Source organism: Amycolatopsis acididurans, from assembly GCF_012328925.1.
Classification (GTDB): domain Bacteria; phylum Actinomycetota; class Actinomycetes; order Mycobacteriales; family Pseudonocardiaceae; genus Amycolatopsis_E; species Amycolatopsis_E acididurans.
The window spans coordinates 66,570-82,214 of record NZ_JAAXLS010000013.1 but is presented as its reverse complement, the minus strand read 5'-3'; the positions used below and the strand labels follow the sequence as shown (position 1 = coordinate 82,214).

At 70.3% G+C, this 15,645-nt stretch carries 17 protein-coding genes; 6 read left to right on the top strand and 11 right to left on the bottom strand.

Going from position 1 to position 15,645, the window contains the following annotated elements; all coding sequences use genetic code 11:
* Positions 1-9: 9 nt before the first annotated feature.
* From HFP15_RS20060 to HFP15_RS20040, 5 genes are read right to left on the bottom strand one after another with little or no spacing between them, the layout of a single operon-like run.
* The gene (locus HFP15_RS20060) at positions 10-1,068 is read right to left on the bottom strand and encodes a sulfate/molybdate ABC transporter ATP-binding protein (protein ID WP_168517858.1); all 1,059 of its coding nucleotides are present in this window, start codon (positions 1,066-1,068) and stop codon (positions 10-12) included.
* On the bottom strand, positions 1,065-1,841 hold the full coding sequence (locus tag HFP15_RS20055) for an ABC transporter permease (protein ID WP_210717602.1): 777 nt from the start codon (positions 1,839-1,841) through the stop codon (positions 1,065-1,067). The genes HFP15_RS20060 and HFP15_RS20055 overlap by 4 nt, the downstream gene beginning before the upstream one ends.
* Positions 1,842-1,854: 13 nt before the next feature.
* Entirely contained in the window at positions 1,855-2,619 is a 765-nt protein-coding gene (gene modA, locus HFP15_RS20050; RefSeq protein ID WP_168517854.1) for a molybdate ABC transporter substrate-binding protein, read from the bottom strand.
* Positions 2,616-3,020 (bottom strand): TOBE domain-containing protein, encoded by a 405-nt coding sequence (locus HFP15_RS20045; protein WP_168517851.1) that lies wholly within the window; start codon positions 3,018-3,020, stop codon positions 2,616-2,618. The genes modA and HFP15_RS20045 overlap by 4 nt, the downstream gene beginning before the upstream one ends.
* Before the next feature lie 33 nt (positions 3,021-3,053).
* Positions 3,054-3,524: a MarR family winged helix-turn-helix transcriptional regulator gene (locus HFP15_RS20040; protein WP_168517849.1), complete on the bottom strand. Its 471-nt coding sequence runs from the start codon at positions 3,522-3,524 to the stop codon at positions 3,054-3,056.
* Positions 3,525-3,613: 89 nt separating this feature from the next.
* Between HFP15_RS20040 and moaA the strand changes: the two genes are divergently transcribed.
* From moaA to HFP15_RS20025, 3 genes are all read left to right on the top strand, one after another.
* Positions 3,614-4,675: a GTP 3',8-cyclase MoaA gene (gene moaA / locus HFP15_RS20035; protein WP_168517847.1), complete on the top strand. Its 1,062-nt coding sequence runs from the start codon at positions 3,614-3,616 to the stop codon at positions 4,673-4,675.
* A gap of 5 nt (positions 4,676-4,680) precedes the next feature.
* On the top strand, positions 4,681-4,935 hold the full coding sequence (locus tag HFP15_RS20030; RefSeq protein ID WP_312871659.1) for a MoaD/ThiS family protein: 255 nt from the start codon (positions 4,681-4,683) through the stop codon (positions 4,933-4,935).
* A 464-nt stretch (positions 4,936-5,399) separates the two neighbouring features.
* On the top strand, positions 5,400-6,023 hold the full coding sequence (locus HFP15_RS20025) for a LysM peptidoglycan-binding domain-containing protein (protein ID WP_168517843.1): 624 nt from the start codon (positions 5,400-5,402) through the stop codon (positions 6,021-6,023).
* A 1,163-nt stretch (positions 6,024-7,186) separates the two neighbouring features.
* Here HFP15_RS20025 and HFP15_RS20020 read toward each other — a convergent pair.
* Both HFP15_RS20020 and moaC read right to left on the bottom strand, forming a co-directional pair.
* The gene (locus HFP15_RS20020) at positions 7,187-8,167 is read right to left on the bottom strand and encodes a molybdenum cofactor biosynthesis protein MoaE (RefSeq protein ID WP_168517841.1); all 981 of its coding nucleotides are present in this window, start codon (positions 8,165-8,167) and stop codon (positions 7,187-7,189) included.
* Positions 8,164-8,640 (bottom strand): cyclic pyranopterin monophosphate synthase MoaC, encoded by a 477-nt coding sequence (gene moaC / locus HFP15_RS20015; RefSeq protein ID WP_168517839.1) that lies wholly within the window; start codon positions 8,638-8,640, stop codon positions 8,164-8,166. Before moaC ends, HFP15_RS20020 begins: the two co-directional genes overlap by 4 nt.
* Before the next feature lie 75 nt (positions 8,641-8,715).
* Here moaC and HFP15_RS20010 point away from each other — a divergent pair, with 75 nt between their 5' ends.
* Both HFP15_RS20010 and HFP15_RS20005 read left to right on the top strand, forming a co-directional pair.
* A complete protein-coding gene (locus HFP15_RS20010) occupies positions 8,716-9,204 on the top strand; it encodes a MarR family winged helix-turn-helix transcriptional regulator (RefSeq protein ID WP_210717580.1) in 489 nt (162 codons plus the stop codon).
* A gap of 43 nt (positions 9,205-9,247) precedes the next feature.
* Positions 9,248-10,456, top strand: a complete 1,209-nt coding sequence (locus tag HFP15_RS20005) for an MFS transporter (RefSeq protein WP_168517837.1) — start codon at positions 9,248-9,250, stop codon at positions 10,454-10,456.
* On the opposite strand, the gene HFP15_RS20000 is transcribed toward HFP15_RS20005, so the two are convergent.
* Both HFP15_RS20000 and HFP15_RS19995 read right to left on the bottom strand, forming a co-directional pair.
* Entirely contained in the window at positions 10,453-11,847 is a 1,395-nt protein-coding gene (locus tag HFP15_RS20000) for an NAD-dependent malic enzyme (RefSeq protein WP_168517834.1), read from the bottom strand. The two genes, HFP15_RS20005 and HFP15_RS20000, sit on opposite strands and share 4 nt — an antisense overlap.
* A 12-nt stretch (positions 11,848-11,859) precedes the next feature.
* Positions 11,860-12,048: a hypothetical protein gene (locus HFP15_RS19995; RefSeq protein WP_168517832.1), complete on the bottom strand. Its 189-nt coding sequence runs from the start codon at positions 12,046-12,048 to the stop codon at positions 11,860-11,862.
* A 91-nt stretch (positions 12,049-12,139) separates the two neighbouring features.
* Here HFP15_RS19995 and HFP15_RS19990 point away from each other — a divergent pair, with 91 nt between their 5' ends.
* A complete protein-coding gene (locus HFP15_RS19990) occupies positions 12,140-14,371 on the top strand; it encodes a helicase-associated domain-containing protein (protein WP_168517830.1) in 2,232 nt (743 codons plus the stop codon).
* A 169-nt stretch (positions 14,372-14,540) separates the two neighbouring features.
* On the opposite strand, the gene HFP15_RS19985 is transcribed toward HFP15_RS19990, so the two are convergent.
* Together HFP15_RS19985 and HFP15_RS19980 are read right to left on the bottom strand one after the other, a co-directional pair.
* Positions 14,541-15,119, bottom strand: a complete 579-nt coding sequence (locus HFP15_RS19985; RefSeq protein ID WP_210717579.1) for a DUF742 domain-containing protein — start codon at positions 15,117-15,119, stop codon at positions 14,541-14,543.
* A gap of 3 nt (positions 15,120-15,122) precedes the next feature.
* Positions 15,123-15,545: a roadblock/LC7 domain-containing protein gene (locus HFP15_RS19980; RefSeq protein WP_168517828.1), complete on the bottom strand. Its 423-nt coding sequence runs from the start codon at positions 15,543-15,545 to the stop codon at positions 15,123-15,125.
* Between the last annotated feature and the right edge of the window lie 100 nt (positions 15,546-15,645).

Below are 15,645 nucleotides of genomic sequence, written 5' to 3'. Positions count from 1 at the left end.
GGCCCTAGCTTATGGGGCGAGCGCGGGATGCACCGTCACCGTCGTCGCTTTGATCGACAGCCGGACAGGCGTACCGGGCTCCAGCCGCAGATCGGCGACGGCGGCCGGGGTGAGGTCGGCCGAGAGCCCCGCCTCGGTCCGCAGCCGGATGATCGGGCCGTGCGGTTCCACCGCGGTGACCGAGGTGGCGATCGTATTGCGTGGACTGCCGGGATGACCGTCCTCGGCGGGATAGACGGACACCGCGCTCGGCTCGAACACCGCGACAGCCGGCTCGCCCAGCGCGGCGTCCTCGCTCAGCATCCCGGCGATGAGACGACCGTCCTCGGCACGCAGGCCTTCCGCGACCGCCGTCCCGGCGATCAGGTTGAGCCCCGCGATGCGGGCCGTGAACGAGGTTCGCGGCGCGGCCAGCACCTCGCGCGTCGGCCCGCGCTCGACCGCCTGCCCCGCCGCCATCACCAGCACGTGATCGGCGAGCGCGAGCGCGTCGAGCGGATCGTGGGTGACCAGGATCGTCGCGCGGGTGCTGTTCATACCGAGCACCCGCCGCAGCAGCCCGCGGATCGCCGGCGCGGCGTCCACGTCCAGCGCGGCCAGCGGCTCGTCGAGCAGCAGCAGGTCCGGCTCGCCCGCCAGCGCACGCGCGACCGCCACCCGCTGCGCCTGCCCTCCGGACAGCTGCGCCGGTTTGTGGTCGGCGAGTCCGGCGGCGTCCACCTCGGCCAGCCACCGGTGCGCGATCTCGCGTGCCTCCGCCCGGCCCGCTCCCTTCGAACGCGGCGCGAACGCCACGTTGTCCACAGCGGACAGATGCGGGAACAGCAGCGGGTCCTGCGACAGCAGGCCCACGGCACGCTCGTGCGGCGGCAGCCCGTGCAACGGCCTGCCGCCGAACGTGACCGTGGCGCGGTGTGGCCGCAGTAATCCGGACAAACTGCCGAGCAGGCTCGACTTGCCGGAACCGTTCGGCCCGAGGATCGCCAGTACGGTGCCCGCCGGGACGTCGAACTCCACCGCCAACTCGAAGCTGCCCCTGACCAGCTCGATCTCGGCATGCAGTGTCACGACGGGTTACCTTCCAGCGCTCTCGGCCTGGCCACCGCGATGACCACCACCGCGACCACGATCAGCATCAGAGCCAGCGCCACCGCGCTGTCCACATCGGACTCCGCCTGTGTGTACACGGCGAGCGGAAGCGTTCGGGTGACCCCTTCGAGGCTGCCCGCGAACGTGATCGTCGCGCCGAACTCGCCGAGCGAGCGGGCGAAGCTGAGCACCGCGCCCGAGCCGAGCGCGGGCAGCAGCAACGGCAGCGTGACCCGGCGGAACACCGTCCAGGGCTTCGCGCCCAGCGTCGCGGCCACCTGCTCGTAGGCGTCCCCGGCGTTGCGCAGCGCACCCTCCAGGCTCACCACCAGGAAGGGCATCGCCACGAACGTCTGCGCGATGATCACCGCGGTGGTCGTGAACGGGATCTGCACCCCCATCGCGACCGACAGCGCGTAGCCGAGAAAGCCCTTTCTGCCGAGTAGGTACAACAGTGCGAGCCCGCCGACCACCGGCGGCAGCACGAGCGGCAACAGCACGATCGCCCGCAGCACGCGCAGTCCGGGAAAGGAGGAGCGCGCGAGCACGACGGCCAGCGGCACCCCGAACACGACGCACGCCGCGGTCGACACCACGGCCGTCTCCAGCGACAGCCGCAGCGCGGTGAGTGACGAGCCGGACACGATCAGTGCGGGCAGACGCGTCAGGTCGGTCCGCACGAGCAGCCCGATCACGGGCAGTACGACCAGAGCCAGCGCGGCTGCCGCCGGTACCCACAGCACCCACGGCAGCCGCGCGCGCGGGTTACTTGTTCGGCGGGACAAAACCGACCTTCGCGAGCTGCTGCTGCCCCTGCGCGCCGAGCACGTACTGCTCGAACTGCTTGGCGAGGTCGCTCTGCGGCGCGTTCTTCACCACGGCGATCGGGTAGTTGTTGACCGCCTGCGCGGCCTCCGGGAACTGGACCTGGTCGACCTTGCCCTTCGCGCTCGCGGCGTCGGTGACGTAGACCAGGCCCGCGTCGGCCTCACCGGCCTGCACCTTCGTCAGCACCTGCTTGACGTCCTGTTCCTCACTCGCCGGCTTGAGCTGCACGCCGGTGTTCTTCTCGACCTTCTGCGTGGCCGATCCGCACGGCACCTGCGGCGCGCACACCACGACGGTCAGCCCGCCTTTGGCGAGGTCGGCGAAGCTCGTGATGTGCTTCGGGTTGCCCGGCGCGACCGCGATGGTCAGCTTGTTGGTCGCGAACACCTGCGGTGTGCCGTCGATCACCCCGGTTTGCACGGCCTTGTCCATATTGGTCTGATCGGCGGAGGCGAACACGTCGGCCTGCGCCCCGTTGCTCAGCTGCTGCACCAGCGAGGACGAGCCGCCGAAGTTGTACTTGACGGTGACGCCGGGGTGTGCCGCCTCGAAGTCGGTCTTGATCGCGTTGAAGGACTCGGTCAGTGAGGCCGCGGCGAACACCGTCAACGTCTTGGGGTCGCCGTTGCCGCCGGAACTGGCCGACCCGCAACCGGTGAGCAGCAGGGCCAGCGTGGCCAGCGCGGCTATTGTCTTTTTCAACGCTCTCCTCCTGGAGTCTCGACGACGACCGTCGTCGCTTTCACCACCGCCACCGCGAGCACGCCTGGGCGCAGCCCGAGCTCGCGCACCGCCTCGGCACTCATCAGCGACACGACTCGGTACGGTCCACACTGGATCTCGACCTGCGCCATGACCTTGTCCGCGATCACCTCGGTGACCAGCCCGACGAACCGGTTACGCGCCGAACGTCCCACCTGTGACGGATCGTCCGGACGTGCGGCCTGTTCGCGCGCGAACGCGGCGAGTTCGGCACCGTCGATGACCTTGCGGCCCGCGGAGTCGACTCCTTCGGTCAGCTGACCGGCGCGCACCCAGCGGCGCACCGTGTCGTCGCTGACGCCGAGAAGTCCTGCGGCCTCAGAGAACCGAAATTGCGGCATGTTGGCGAGGTTATCCCCGCGCTTGCGGAAAAGCTATGTGCCGAAGATATCGGCCCGCATACGTTCTTGGAGCGCACGTTCGAACCGCTCCACAATCTCGCGCTCCTCGGGCGAGAACCGCTGCAGCACGCTTTCCATCACGTCCAGCGCGGAGGCGAACAGCGGCGCGTACTTCTCCTCGTCGAACGGCGTCAGCTCGACCAGAACCTTGCGCCGGTCCTGTTCATCACGGACGCGACGGACGAAACCGGCGCGCTCCAGCCGGTCGATCACCCCGGTCACCGCACCCGTGGAAAGGCCCGTGAGCTGGGCGATCCTGCCCGCGGTGAGCGGACCTTCGGCACGTGACGCCAGATCGAGCGCCTTGTGGTCGGTGGCCGACAGGCCCATCATCTCGGCGATGCGCGCGTGCCGCAGCACGGCCAGCGTGCTGCCTTCGCGGCCGAGCTCCCCGAACCGCTGGAGCACCTCGGGCGGCACGGGATACCTCGGCTCGTCGGCCATTTGCCAGGGTCCTCCCCATTTCACGGGCGCGGTCGTCCAAATATTCTAGTGATCGCCCCAATGTCGAGGCTCGGGTTAGGCTGGTGTCAATGAGTGCGGTAAATCTCGGTCTTCCCCGTGTGCGAAGCCTTCCCGACGTGTCCGAACCAAGGCCGGACAATCCCGCCCTCATCGACACGTTCGGGCGGGTCGCCACCGATCTGCGCGTGTCGCTGACGGACCGCTGCAACCTTCGCTGTACTTACTGCATGCCCGCCGAGGGCCTGCCGTGGCTGCCCGGCGACGACGTTCTCAGTGACGCGGAATTGTTGCGGTTGCTACGGATCGCCGTCGAGCGGCTCGGCATCACCGACATCCGGCTCACCGGCGGCGAGCCGTTGCTGCGCGCCGGGCTGGAGGACCTGGTGGCCGAGATCGCCGCGCTGCGGCCGAGGCCCCGGCTTTCCATGACCACCAACGGGATCGGGCTCGCCAAACGCGCCAAGGCCTTCGCCGACGCGGGGCTCGACCGGATCAACATCTCGCTCGACACCGTCGACGAGGAGACGTTCCGCACGATCACGCGCCGGGACCGGCTCTCCCACGTGCAGGCCGCGCTTGCCGCGGCGCGCGACGCGGGACTGAACCCGGTCAAGGTGAACGCCGTACTACTGCGCGGGGTCAACGAGCACGAGGCCGCCGATCTACTGCAGTACTGCCTCGACAACGGCTACCACCTTCGCTTCATCGAGCAGATGCCGCTGGACGCCCAGCACGGCTGGAACCGCGGCGAGATGATCACTGCGGAGGAGATCCTCGGTCTGCTGCGCGAGGAGTTCACGCTGACACCCAGCCCCGCCGAACGCGGCGGCGCGCCCGCGGAGCGCTGGCTGGTCGACGGCGGACCGGCCGAGGTCGGCGTCATCGCGTCCGTGACCAGGCCGTTCTGCGCCGCATGTGAACGCACCCGGCTCACCGCCGACGGCGCCGTGCGCTCGTGCCTGTTCAGTAATGACGAGACCCAGCTGCGCGACCTGATGCGTGGCGGCGCCTCCGATGAAGAGGTGGCGCACGCATGGCGGATGACGATGTGGGGCAAACTCGCGGGGCACGAGATCAACGACGCCGGGTTCGCACAGCCGATCCGGCCGATGAGCGCGATCGGGGGCTGAGGTCCGTGACGACGGTCCAGGTGCGTTATTTCGCGTCCGCGAGGGCCGCGTCCGGGGTGGAGCAGGAGACGGTCCGGTTGCCTGCCGGTGCGTCCGTCTCAGAGGCGATCGTGGTGCTGCGGGAGCGGCATCCCGAGCGCCTGCCGCGGGTACTGGAGGCCGCCAGCTTCCTTGTCGACGGTATCGCCGTGCGAGACCCCTCCCGCCCCCTTCCGGACGGAGCCGAACTGGACGTCTTGCCTCCGTTTGCCGGCGGTTAGAAGGCGTTTTCCCGGCGTTTCCCAAAGGCCCACCAACGGACCAGTCGCACCGTCACGACGTGACACAGACCTCACGATCAGTGAAATATCTCGACAAGGAAACGGCGAGATAACGGCCCTCCGACCAGGAAAAACACTGGGATCGCTACAGGTTGCGTGTCGTTACTGTGATGTAGCTCACATGCCGATTAATTTCCGATCACGGTCCTCGTTACGTACCGTCGCTTTTCGGCTGGCCCCGACCGGCCACGGCAAGACCGGGATTCCGAAAGCGCCAAACCCTGTCCGGCGGAATCCCGGACCAATACCCCGAGCGAAAGAAGCTTCCGGACAGGGGCGAGGGGACCGGCACCGCGCACCGACGCGGAGCCGGCCGGCAGCCCGGATCCCGCCGGGCGGCACGGGCCTGCGGGTCCGCCCACGGCCGTGAGGCTCGTCGGCGCTGGGAGCCCGAGTTAAGCGAAATGTCCTACCGAGGCAAGCACCGCAAGATGTCCCCCGCCGCTCGCCACATCGCTCGCGTCGCCATCGCGGGCATCGCCGTCGGCACCCCGCTGGCTATCGCTGCGACCCCCGCGCAGGCCTCCAGCGTGAACTGGGACGCGATCGCGCAGTGCGAGAGCGGTGGCAACTGGAACACCAACACCGGCAACGGCTTCTACGGCGGCCTGCAGTTCACGCAGAGCACGTGGAAGGCCTACGGCGGCACCGGCAGCCCGCAGGGCGCGTCCCGTGAGCAGCAGATCGCCGTCGCCGAGCGGGTCCTGCAGGGCCAGGGCATCGGCGCGTGGCCGGTGTGCGGCAAGAAGGGCGGCTCGTCGTCCAGCTCGGTCAAGTCGAGCTCGACGCAGAAGAGCACCGCGCCCAAGACCACCTCGACGCCGAAGACCGTGACCGCCCCGGCGGCCACCAGCGTGCCGAGCTCCAACCCGAACGGTGACTACACCGTCGTGGCCGGCGACACGCTGAGCAAGATCGCCCAGAAGATGAACGTCGAGGGCGGCTACCAGAAGCTGCAGCAGCTGAACCAGCAGTACATCCCCAACGCGGACCTGATTCTGGTCGGCCAGAAGATCGCCACCAAGTGACCTGCTGAGGGCCACTCACCCGAGTGACCCGCCCAAGGCCACTCACGGCGCGATCAGTGCCAAGCCAGTGACCAGGCTGAGCCATCCGCGGCGCCCCGAGGCGTCGAATGGCAGGCCGAAGGCCACTAACGGCGCTTGAGTGAGGGCCCCACCGCTTTCCCCCGGGCGGTGGGGCCCTCGCCACAACTGCCCGCCGTTCCGGCCGGGCGGCGGCCGGAGGGTCCCCTCGGGTCTCGGTGGATGCAGCCATCCGGTTCTGGCGGATGCGGCGTCCTCCGGTCCCGGTCGACGCAGCCTCCGGCTCCGGTGGACCCAGTTCTCCGGTGTCAGCGGCCGCAGCGCCCTCCGTCTTCGGTGAGCACAGCCCTCGCCGGGCCGAAAGGCAGCGCCCACCCTGGCCTGCCACCGGCCCCCCGCCGAACCCGGCTCGCCCGAAGCAAACCTCACAGACCTGCCCGCCGGACCCGCAGCCACGCTCGCCGCACCCGGCGGCCCTGGCTCGCCACACTTCGGCGAGCCACCGCACCCAGGGCGAGCCACCGCACCCAGAACGAGTCGCCCGCCGAAATCCGGCGCCTTCCTGGCCCATGGCGGCTCAACCATCCGCGCCTTCAGTAGTCCTCGCGACCATGATCCGGCCGCTGAGCCCCTTCGGCGGCCCCTGAGGCCCGGTTTGCGCCGCGCGAGCGAAATCGCCCGCACAGAGCGCCTGAGGACCCAAAACCCAATTGGCACGCTTCCTGACCGCAAGTCCGGTTCACGACAAGCGATTGCCCAACGCAGAGCCGCCCTCGGTAGGGGCACCGGGCAGGTAGCTGGCTTTTTGCCATCGCCGCACTTCCAGCGGCGAAGCGGTGTCGGGGGCAGGAAGCCAGCTACCTGCCCGGATTTTCCACATGAACGAGCCCCGCCGGGCATTCCGTGCAAGACGTTGAGTGCGACCGGCTGCCCATCCGCGACCGCAGCGCGCTTCGCGCCACCGCACGAGCCCTACCCACGAAACCGCACTCCGCGCGACCACGCGCGCCGGCCCGCATTCGACGCCACCGCGGGAGTCCTCCCCGCGAAACCGCACTCCGCGCCACTGCACGAGCCAGCCCACACCGCGGCCGCACAAGCCCGGCCCGCGCCGCCCGCACCCGGCTGCCGATCCCTCCTCTGAGCTACGGCGAGTTGACCCACTCGTCCGTGCCATCGGCGAAATGCTGGTGCTTCCAGACCGGCAGCCGGGCCTTGACCTCGTCCACCAGCTCCGCGCAGGCCGCGAACGCCTCGCCGCGGTGATCCGCCGCGACGGCACACGCCAGCGCCACATCGCCGATTTCCAGCGCCCCCAGCCGGTGACTCACCGCCACCGCACGAACACCGGCCCGGCGTCCCGCCACGTCCGCGACCACCCTGGCCAGCACATCACCGGCCGTCGGGTGCCCCTCGTAGAACAGGTTCAGCACCGACTTCCCGCCATCGTGGTCACGCACCACACCGCCGAAGGTCACCACCGCGCCCGCGGCCGGATCGTCCACCAGATCGGCGTGCGCCTCCACCGACAGCGGCTGCTCGGTCACCTGCGCCAGCGCGATCCGCGGCCCTCCCGCTGAACCACCGTCCGCGGGCAGCGCGGTCGCGACGGGAGCAGTCTCCGCCGCCAGGACCTTGCCGTTCTCCGGACGCGGATGGTCACCACCGGCGAGCTGGTCGACCGCGTGCTCCAGCACATCCGCCAGCACCCCGAGCCCGTCCTTGACCCCACCCCGGGATCCCGGCAGGTTCACCACCAGCGTCCGGCCCGCGACTCCGGCCACCCCGCGCGACAACACCGCCGTCGGCACCTTCGGCAGGCCCGCCATCCGCACGGCGTCGGCCAGCCCCGGCAGTTCGTAGTCCAGCACCGCCGACGTCTCCTCCGGCGTGTGGTCCGTCGGCGAGACGCCGGTGCCGCCCGTCGTGACGATCACGTCGACCTCGTCGTTCAGGCACTCACGCAGCGCCTTGCCCACCGGCGCGCCGTCGGGCACCACCAGCGGCTCCGGGACCTCGAACGAGCGCTCCGCCAGCCACGCGACGATCACCGGGCCGGTGTTGTCCTCGTAAACCCCGGCCGCGGCCCGGTTCGAAGCCACGATCACTCGTGCTGTGCGCGTCATGAAGCCTCCCGCGTCCAGGTTCCGGTCTTCCCGCCATCCTTGCGTTCCAACCGCACCTCATCCAGGGTCGCCGCCGGATCGACGGCCTTGATCATGTCGTGCACGGTCAGCCCGGCCACCGCGACGGCCGTCAGGGCCTCCATCTCGACACCCGTGCGGTCGGTGGTGCGCGCGGTCGCCTCGATGCGCACGTCGGTTTCGCCGAGCGCGAACTCCACCTTCACCCCGGACAGCGCGATCTGATGACACAGCGGGATGAGGTCCGGCACCTTCTTCGCTCCCATGATGCCCGCGATCCGCGCCGTCGCGAGCGCGTCGCCCTTCGGCAGGCCGTTCGCCGACAGCAGGCCCACCACCTCCGCCGTCGTGCGCACGACGCCCGTCGCGATCGCCGTCCGCGCGGAGGCTTCCTTGCCCGAGACGTCGACCATCCGGGCCGCCCCGGTGTGATCGACGTGGCTGAGTTCACTCACGCGCTCAGGCTAGTCGCAGCATACGACGACCCGAAAAGCAACAGTACTTATATAAGTGCTGTTACAATTCCGAGCATGACCGGCGATCCGACCGAAGTCAGTCACTGGCGTCCGCTGCGACTCCTGCTCGACGCGATGGACGACGACATCGCGCGGCTTTACCGCGAGGCCCGCATCGAGGGCCTCAAACCGAGCTTCGTGATGGAACTGATCCGGCTGCACCATCAGGGCCCGATGACGATCACCGAGCTGGCCGCGTCCGTCGATCGCACGCACTCCGCGATGAGCCAGAAGGTCGCCGCGATGCGCAACGCCGGATTCGTGCGCACCACCACCGGCGAGGACGCGCGCAGCAAGAAGATCGCACTTACCGCCAAGGCCACCGCGATCGCCGGAAAGCTGGCCGCGGAGTGGCGTGCGACCGAGGCCGCGGTCGCCGAACTGGAAGCAGAGCTGCCCCGCCCGCTGACCAAAGTGGTCGCCGACATCGAGGAAGCGTTGCGGCGCAAGAGTTTCCACGACCGCATCGCGGAACGGCTCGCCGGGGACCCATCGTGGCAATAGCCCCGCAGGCCAGTCCTCGCAGCCGGACCGCCCGGGCACGACCGTGGCGCTAGCCCTGCTCGACGTCACGCCGCTGCGCTCGTCGCGGAAGTTCCGCGGGCTGTGGCTCGGCCGCGCGTTCTCCGGCTTCGGGTCGCAGATGACGATCGTCGTGGTCATGTTCCAGGTCTGGCAACTGACCGGCAGCACCGTGTGGACCGGCGCGGTCGGCCTCGCGCAGGCGCTTCCGGTGATCGGTTTCGGACTGTTCGCCGGGTCTGTTGTGGACCGAGCCGACCGCCGCCGGGTCTATCTCGCCGCACAGACCGGACAGGCCATCTGCGCGCTAATCCTTGCGGTACAAGGATTTCTGGGCCACTTCCCGGTTTACGGTGTGCTGCTGCTCATCGCGGCCGAGTCGTGTTTCGTCACCGTCGGCGGGCCCGCCTCGCGAACGTTCATCCCTCGCCTGCTGCCCGAATCGCAGCTCCCGGCCGAGCTCGCGCTGAACCACATCTCGTTTCAGGCCGCGATGCTGATCGGCCCCGCGGTCGGCGGGCTCGTGTTGGCGTGGCTCGGCGTCGGCGGCTGCTACCTGATCGACGCGATCACCTTCGGCCTCGCCTTCCTCGGCGCCTTCGGCCTGCCTCCGATGCCTCCCGATCGCGACGCCGCACGCCCCGGGCTCGGCGGGGTGCTCGACGGCCTCCGGTTCCTGATCAGCCACCGCGTCGTCCGCGCGGCGCTGCTCACGGACCTGGCCGCCACCGTGCTCGCGATGCCGATCAGCCTGTTTCCGCAGGTCAACGCGGAAAAGTTCGGCAACGACCCGCGCACGCTCGGGCTGTTCCTGTCCGCGATCGCAGTCGGCGGGGTGCTCGCGTCCGTCTTCTCGGGAACGTTCACCAGACGCTCGCGCCTCGGCCTGGTGATGCTCGTCGCCTCGGCGACCTGGGGTGCGGCGCTCGCCCTGTTCGGCGTCGTGCCGGGTGCCTGGCTCGGTCTGTGCTGCCTGGTGATCGCCGGGGCGGCGGACACGATCTCGGTGGTCGCGCGCGGCACGATCGTGCAGGCCGGGACGCCCGACCACCTGCGCGGCAGGGTGTCCGCCGCTGAGCAGATCGTCGGCCAGGCGGGACCGGACATCGGCAATCTGCGTGCCGGCCTGGTCGCCCGCCTGACTTCCGGGCCGGTCGCGCTGCTCAGCGGCGGCCTGACGTGTCTCGCGGCCGTCGCGCTGGTCGGCGCGACGACACGCGAGCTACGGAACTAACGGGCGCCGCGCGTGCGGCGGGCGGCCTGCTTCACCGCGTCCGCCACGGCCGGGGCGACGGCGGAGTCGAACACGCTGGGCACGATGAACGAGGCGTTGAGCCGGTCGTCCACCACATCGGCGATCGCGTTGGCCGCGGCGAGCAGCATGTCGTCGTCGATGTCGTGTGCCTGCGCGTCCAGCAGCCCGCGGAACACGCCGGGGAAGGCCAGCACGTTGTTGATCTGGTTCGGATAGTCGCTGCGCCCGGTGGCCACGACCGCCGCGTGCTGCTGCGCCTCGATCGGGTCGATCTCCGGGTCCGGGTTGGCCAGCGCGAACACGATCGCGTCCTTGGCCATCGTCGCGACCTGCTCGGCACCGAACAGGTTCGGTGCCGAGACGCCGATGAACACGTCGGCGCCGACCAGCGCGTCGTGCAGGCTGCCCGACACGTTGTCCTTGTTGGTGTTCTCCGCCAGCCAGCGCAGGTTGTCGTCGAGGTTCTCGCGTCCGGAGTGGACGATTCCGTCGATGTCGGAGACCACGATGTCGCCCGGCTTCTTGCGCAGCAGCAACCGGATGATCGCGGAACCGGCCGCACCGGCGCCGCTGACCGCGATCTTGCAGTCCTCGATGTTCTTGCCGACCACGCGCAGTGCGTTGCGCAGCGCGGCGACCACCACGATCGCCGTGCCGTGCTGGTCGTCGTGGAACACCGGGATGTCCAGCTGGTCGCGCAGCCGCTTCTCGATCTCGAAGCAGCGCGGCGCGGCGATGTCCTCCAGGTTGATGCCGCCGTACACCGGCGCCAGCGCCTTGACGATCTTGATGATCTCCTCGGTGTCCTGGGTGTCCAGGCACACCGGCCACGCGTCGACGTCGGCGAACTTCTTGAACAGCGCCGCCTTGCCTTCCATCACCGGAAGCGCCGCCTCCGGGCCGATGTTGCCGAGGCCCAGCACGGCGGAGCCGTCGGTGACGACCGCGACCGTGTTGCGCTTGATGGTCAGCCGCCGCGCGTCGGCGGGGTTCGCCGCGATCGCCTTGCACACCCGTGCGACGCCCGGGGTGTAGGCGCGGGACAGATCGTCACGGTTGCGCAGCTGCACCTTCGGGGTGACCGAGAGCTTGCCGCCGAGGTGCATGAGGAAGGTGCGGTCGGAGACCTTGCGCACCCGCACACCGGGGAGTGAGTCCAGCTCCTTGGTGATGTCCTCGACGTGATCGGCGTTGGAGACGTTCGCCGTGATGTCGACCACGATCGCTTCGGCGGTCGACTCGACGACGTCGAACGCGGTGAGCACGCCGCCCACCCGGCCGACGGCGGTCGTAAGGTCTCCAGCGGCGCTGGCCGAGGGCGGTGCCTCGACCCGAACAGTGATCGAATAACCGGGGCCGGGAACCGGCACTGTCGTTACCCCTTACTTGTTGATCTCGGTCTCCGGGTGCACGTAGGGCACCGATTCGAGTGGGAACGTCGTGTCGCCGAACGGCGAAAGCGCGCCCTGGCGGTCCGCCGCCAGTTCCGTCACCGGGTGCTCGCCCTCGGCAACCTTCGGCCAGCTCGGGTCGATACGCACAGATTTCTTGCCGTTGTCGCCTTTGGCCACGTCAACCTCCTGCTTCCACGGGACCACGCTCGCTCTCAGTTTGCCTCAACGCGGCGGGCCCCATCAGGCCAGGGCGGTATCCTGGACTGTGATGCCCGCGACCTCTCTGGCGGACTGGCTGCGTTCCGCGTCCGACGACGAGCTGGCCGCGCTTCTGCAGGCCAGGCGCGACCTGGCCACCCCGCCCCCGTCCGACAGCACCGTGCTGGCCACCCGAGCCGGCACAGCGGGCTCCACGGCACGCGCGCTGGAGGAGCTGGACACCTTCACCCTCGCCGTGCTGGACGCGCTGCTCGTCGCCGACGCCGACACCGAGGCCGTGCCCTTGAGCAGGGTCGAGGAGCTGATCGGCGCGGATCCGCGGCCTGCGCTGGAGCGGCTCAAGTCGCGCGCGGTCGCGTGGGGCGACGACGACGCACTTCGGGTGCTGCCGGTCACCCGCGAGATCGTCGGCCCGTACCCGGCGGGCCTCGGCGTGTCCGTGCCCGAACTGGCCGGGGTCGAACTGGCGGAGCTGAGCGAGGACGAACGCGGCGTGCTGGGCGCGCTGGCGTCCGGTTCACCGGTCGGCCGCAGCCGCGACGCCGCCGTCCAGGTTCCCCTGGAGCGCGCGACCACGCCGGTGCAGCGGCTGCTCGCCCGCGGCCTGCTGGTCCGGCGGGACGCCGGCACCGTCGAACTGCCGCGCGAGGTCGCGCTCGCGTTGCGCGGCGGCCGGTCCTGCTCGCCGGATGCGCTTCGCGAGCCCGAGCTGCCGGTCCACCCACATCAGCAGTCCACTGTGGACGAGGCGGCGGCCGGTGAGGCGATGGAGTTCCTTCGCCAGACGGAAAAGCTGCTGATGTTGTGGTCGGAGCAGCCACCGCCGGTACTCAAGGCGGGCGGGCTCGGCGTGCGCGAACTGCGGCGGCTGGCCCGCGACGTGGAGGTCGACGACACCCGGGCGACCCTGCTCGCCGAGCTTGCGGTGGGCGCCGGGCTGGTCGCCGACAGCGGATCGACCACGCCGGAGTGGGTCCCGACCACGCTGACCGACTCGTGGCTGGCGTCCGCGCCCGGACAGCGCTGGCTCACGCTCGCGCAGACCTGGCTGGAGCTGCCGCGGCTGCCGGGCCTGGCCGGGCAGCGCGACGCCAAGGACAAGCCGATCATCCCGCTGTCCGACGATCTTCGCCGTCCGCTCGCGCCGCTCAACCGGCGCCGGGTGCTGAACTCGCTGGCCGACCTGCGGCCGGGCGAGGGGGTGAAAAGCGTCGAAGAGCTGGTCGGCGTGCTGGCGTGGCGCGCACCGCGGCGGGGCGGGCGGCTGCGTGACGAGACCGTGCGCTGGACGATGGCCGAGGCCGCCGCGCTCGGCGTGATCGCGCTCGGCACGCTCCCCACCGCGACGAAGGCCCTGCTGGACGACGACCGCACGCGCGCCCTGTCGGCGATGGTCGACGCGATGCCGGCGCCGATCGACCACGTGCTGGTGCAGGCCGACCTCACCGTCGTCGCGCCGGGCCCGCTGGAGCCCGAACTGGCCACGGAGATCAAGACGGTGGCCGACGTGGAGTCCGCCGGGCACGCGACGGTCTACCGGGTCACCGAGGCCACCGTGCGGCGCGCTCTTGACGCCGGGCGCACGGCCGATGAGCTGCACGAACTGTTCGGCAAGCGGTCGGCGACGCCGGTGCCGCAGTCGCTGACCTACCTCATCGACGACGTCGCGCGGCGGCACGGACGGCTGCGCGGTGGTGCGGCGGCGTCGTTCCTGCGCTGCGACGACGAGGTGCTGCTCGCGGAGGTGCTCGGCAACCCGGTGGCCCAGGAGTACGAGCTGCGCCGCATCGCGCCGACCGTGCTGGTGAGCCCGGTGCCGCTGGCCGAGGTGCTGGACGGGTTACGCGCGGCGGGTTTCGCCCCGGCCGCCGAGGGCCCGGACGGGCGGGTGCTGGACCTGCGGCCGAGCGGGCGCCGGATTCCCGCGCGGAGCAAGAACAACCGGCGCGTGCTCGCCGATCCGGGCGCCATCGATCCCGAGCAGATCGCGACGGTCATCGCACACGTGCGCGCGGGCGACCGGGTCGCGACCCGGCGGCGGGGCAAGGAAGTGCGGTTACCGGGCGGGGGCGGCGGCTCGGACACGGCCGCGACGATGGCGCTGCTGGCACGGGCGAGCCGCGAGAAGCGCGAGGTGTGGATCGGGTTCGTGGACGCGCACGGGACGGCGAGCCAGCGGATCGTCACCCCGGCGCACGTCGGCGGCGGGGTCCTGCTGAGCACCGAAGACGAGCGGTTTCCGTTGCACCGCATCACGTCCGCGGCCCTCGTGGAGGACTGACGGCGTTCCAGCGACGGAACGCCCAGCTCAGGTGCGTGGGGAGCACGGCTTGAGTGCGCGGAACGGCCAACTCGCAGACGCCGCACGGAACCGCCGACTCGGGCGCGCGGAACTCCCAACTCGCGGATGCCGAACCCCCAACTCGGGGGCACGGAAAGCCCGACTCGCGTTAGAGGGCTCGGAGGCCTTCTAGGACGCGGGCCATGAACTCGCGTGAGGAGCGGTCGCCGAACGACAGGCCCGGCTGGTGGATGACCACCAGCTCCATGTTGTCCATATCGCTGACCAGCACCTTCACCACGTTCAGCGGCAGATGCAGGTACGCCGCGATCTCCACGATCGAGCGTGGATCGGCGCACAGATCGCAGATTCGCCTGTGCTGCACCGAAACCGCGCCCTCGTAGCGGCGGCCACGGTCGCTTGTGGACACGAGCGCTTCCAGTTCCAGCTCGTAGTCCGGGCGCGTGCGACCGCGCGTGTGCGCGTACGGCCGCATCATCGTGCGCTGCCGCGCCGACGACGTCACGGGCATGGGCCGGGGCATCGCGGGCGACGGAGCGGCGGGCGGGGGTGGCACCGGCGCCGGCTCCCGCCGCACGCCGGGCAGACCGCGCACCGCGGTGAGCACCGCGGCGCGGTTCAGCTTGAACCGGGCGGGCGAGTCGAGACCGTCGCGGTCCATGCCCTGGTGCAGGGCTTCCCATGCGTCGACGCCGGGGCCCGGGGCCCCCTTCGAAATCCTCGTCATCGGCTACCCGCGCACACCACCCTGGAGCTGCGTGCGCAGCTCCGGCGTCATCTGCTGACCGACGCGATCCACCAGCAGCGTCATCTCGTAGGCGACCGTGCCGATATCGCAGTTCGGCGCGGCGAGTACGGCGAGGCACGATCCGTCACTGATCGACATCAGGAACAGGTATCCGCGCTCCATCTCGACGACCGTCTGGTTCACAAGACCGGCTTCGAAGCACCGCGCCGCGCCTTGTGTGAGGCTGACCAGTCCGGAGGCGACGGCGGAGAGCTGGTCTGCGCGGTCCTTCGGCAGTCCCTGGGAACCGGCGAGCAACAGACCGTCCGCCGACACCACGATCGCGTGCGCCGCACCGGGCACCCTGCGCACGAAATCGGTGATGAGCCAGCCGAAGCTGCCCGAATGATGGGCCGGCGCCGTCACACCTACCTCCTCGCCGATCGTCGCGGTCGCGATTATTCCCTGCCAGGGTATTCCCCACAGCGGGGTTGTCGACCCGCAACCAAGGGTGATCCCTATCGTT

Excerpts from the sequence above, each read along its gene's own strand:
- HFP15_RS20045 (WP_168517851.1), bottom strand. The coding sequence starts at position 3,020 with ATGCCGCAATTTCGGTTCTCTGAGGCCGCAGGACTTCTCGGCGTCAGC.
- HFP15_RS20020 (WP_168517841.1), bottom strand. The coding sequence starts at position 8,167 with ATGACGCGCACAGCACGAGTGATCGTGGCTTCGAACCGGGCCGCGGCC.
- HFP15_RS20010 (WP_210717580.1), top strand. The coding sequence starts at position 8,716 with ATGACCGGCGATCCGACCGAAGTCAGTCACTGGCGTCCGCTGCGACTC.
- moaA (WP_168517847.1), top strand. The coding sequence starts at position 3,614 with ATGAGTGCGGTAAATCTCGGTCTTCCCCGTGTGCGAAGCCTTCCCGAC.
- HFP15_RS19985 (WP_210717579.1), bottom strand. The coding sequence starts at position 15,119 with ATGACGAGGATTTCGAAGGGGGCCCCGGGCCCCGGCGTCGACGCATGG.
- HFP15_RS20040 (WP_168517849.1), bottom strand. The coding sequence starts at position 3,524 with ATGGCCGACGAGCCGAGGTATCCCGTGCCGCCCGAGGTGCTCCAGCGG.
- HFP15_RS20025 (WP_168517843.1), top strand. The coding sequence starts at position 5,400 with ATGTCCTACCGAGGCAAGCACCGCAAGATGTCCCCCGCCGCTCGCCAC.
- HFP15_RS19990 (WP_168517830.1), top strand. The coding sequence starts at position 12,140 with ATGCCCGCGACCTCTCTGGCGGACTGGCTGCGTTCCGCGTCCGACGAC.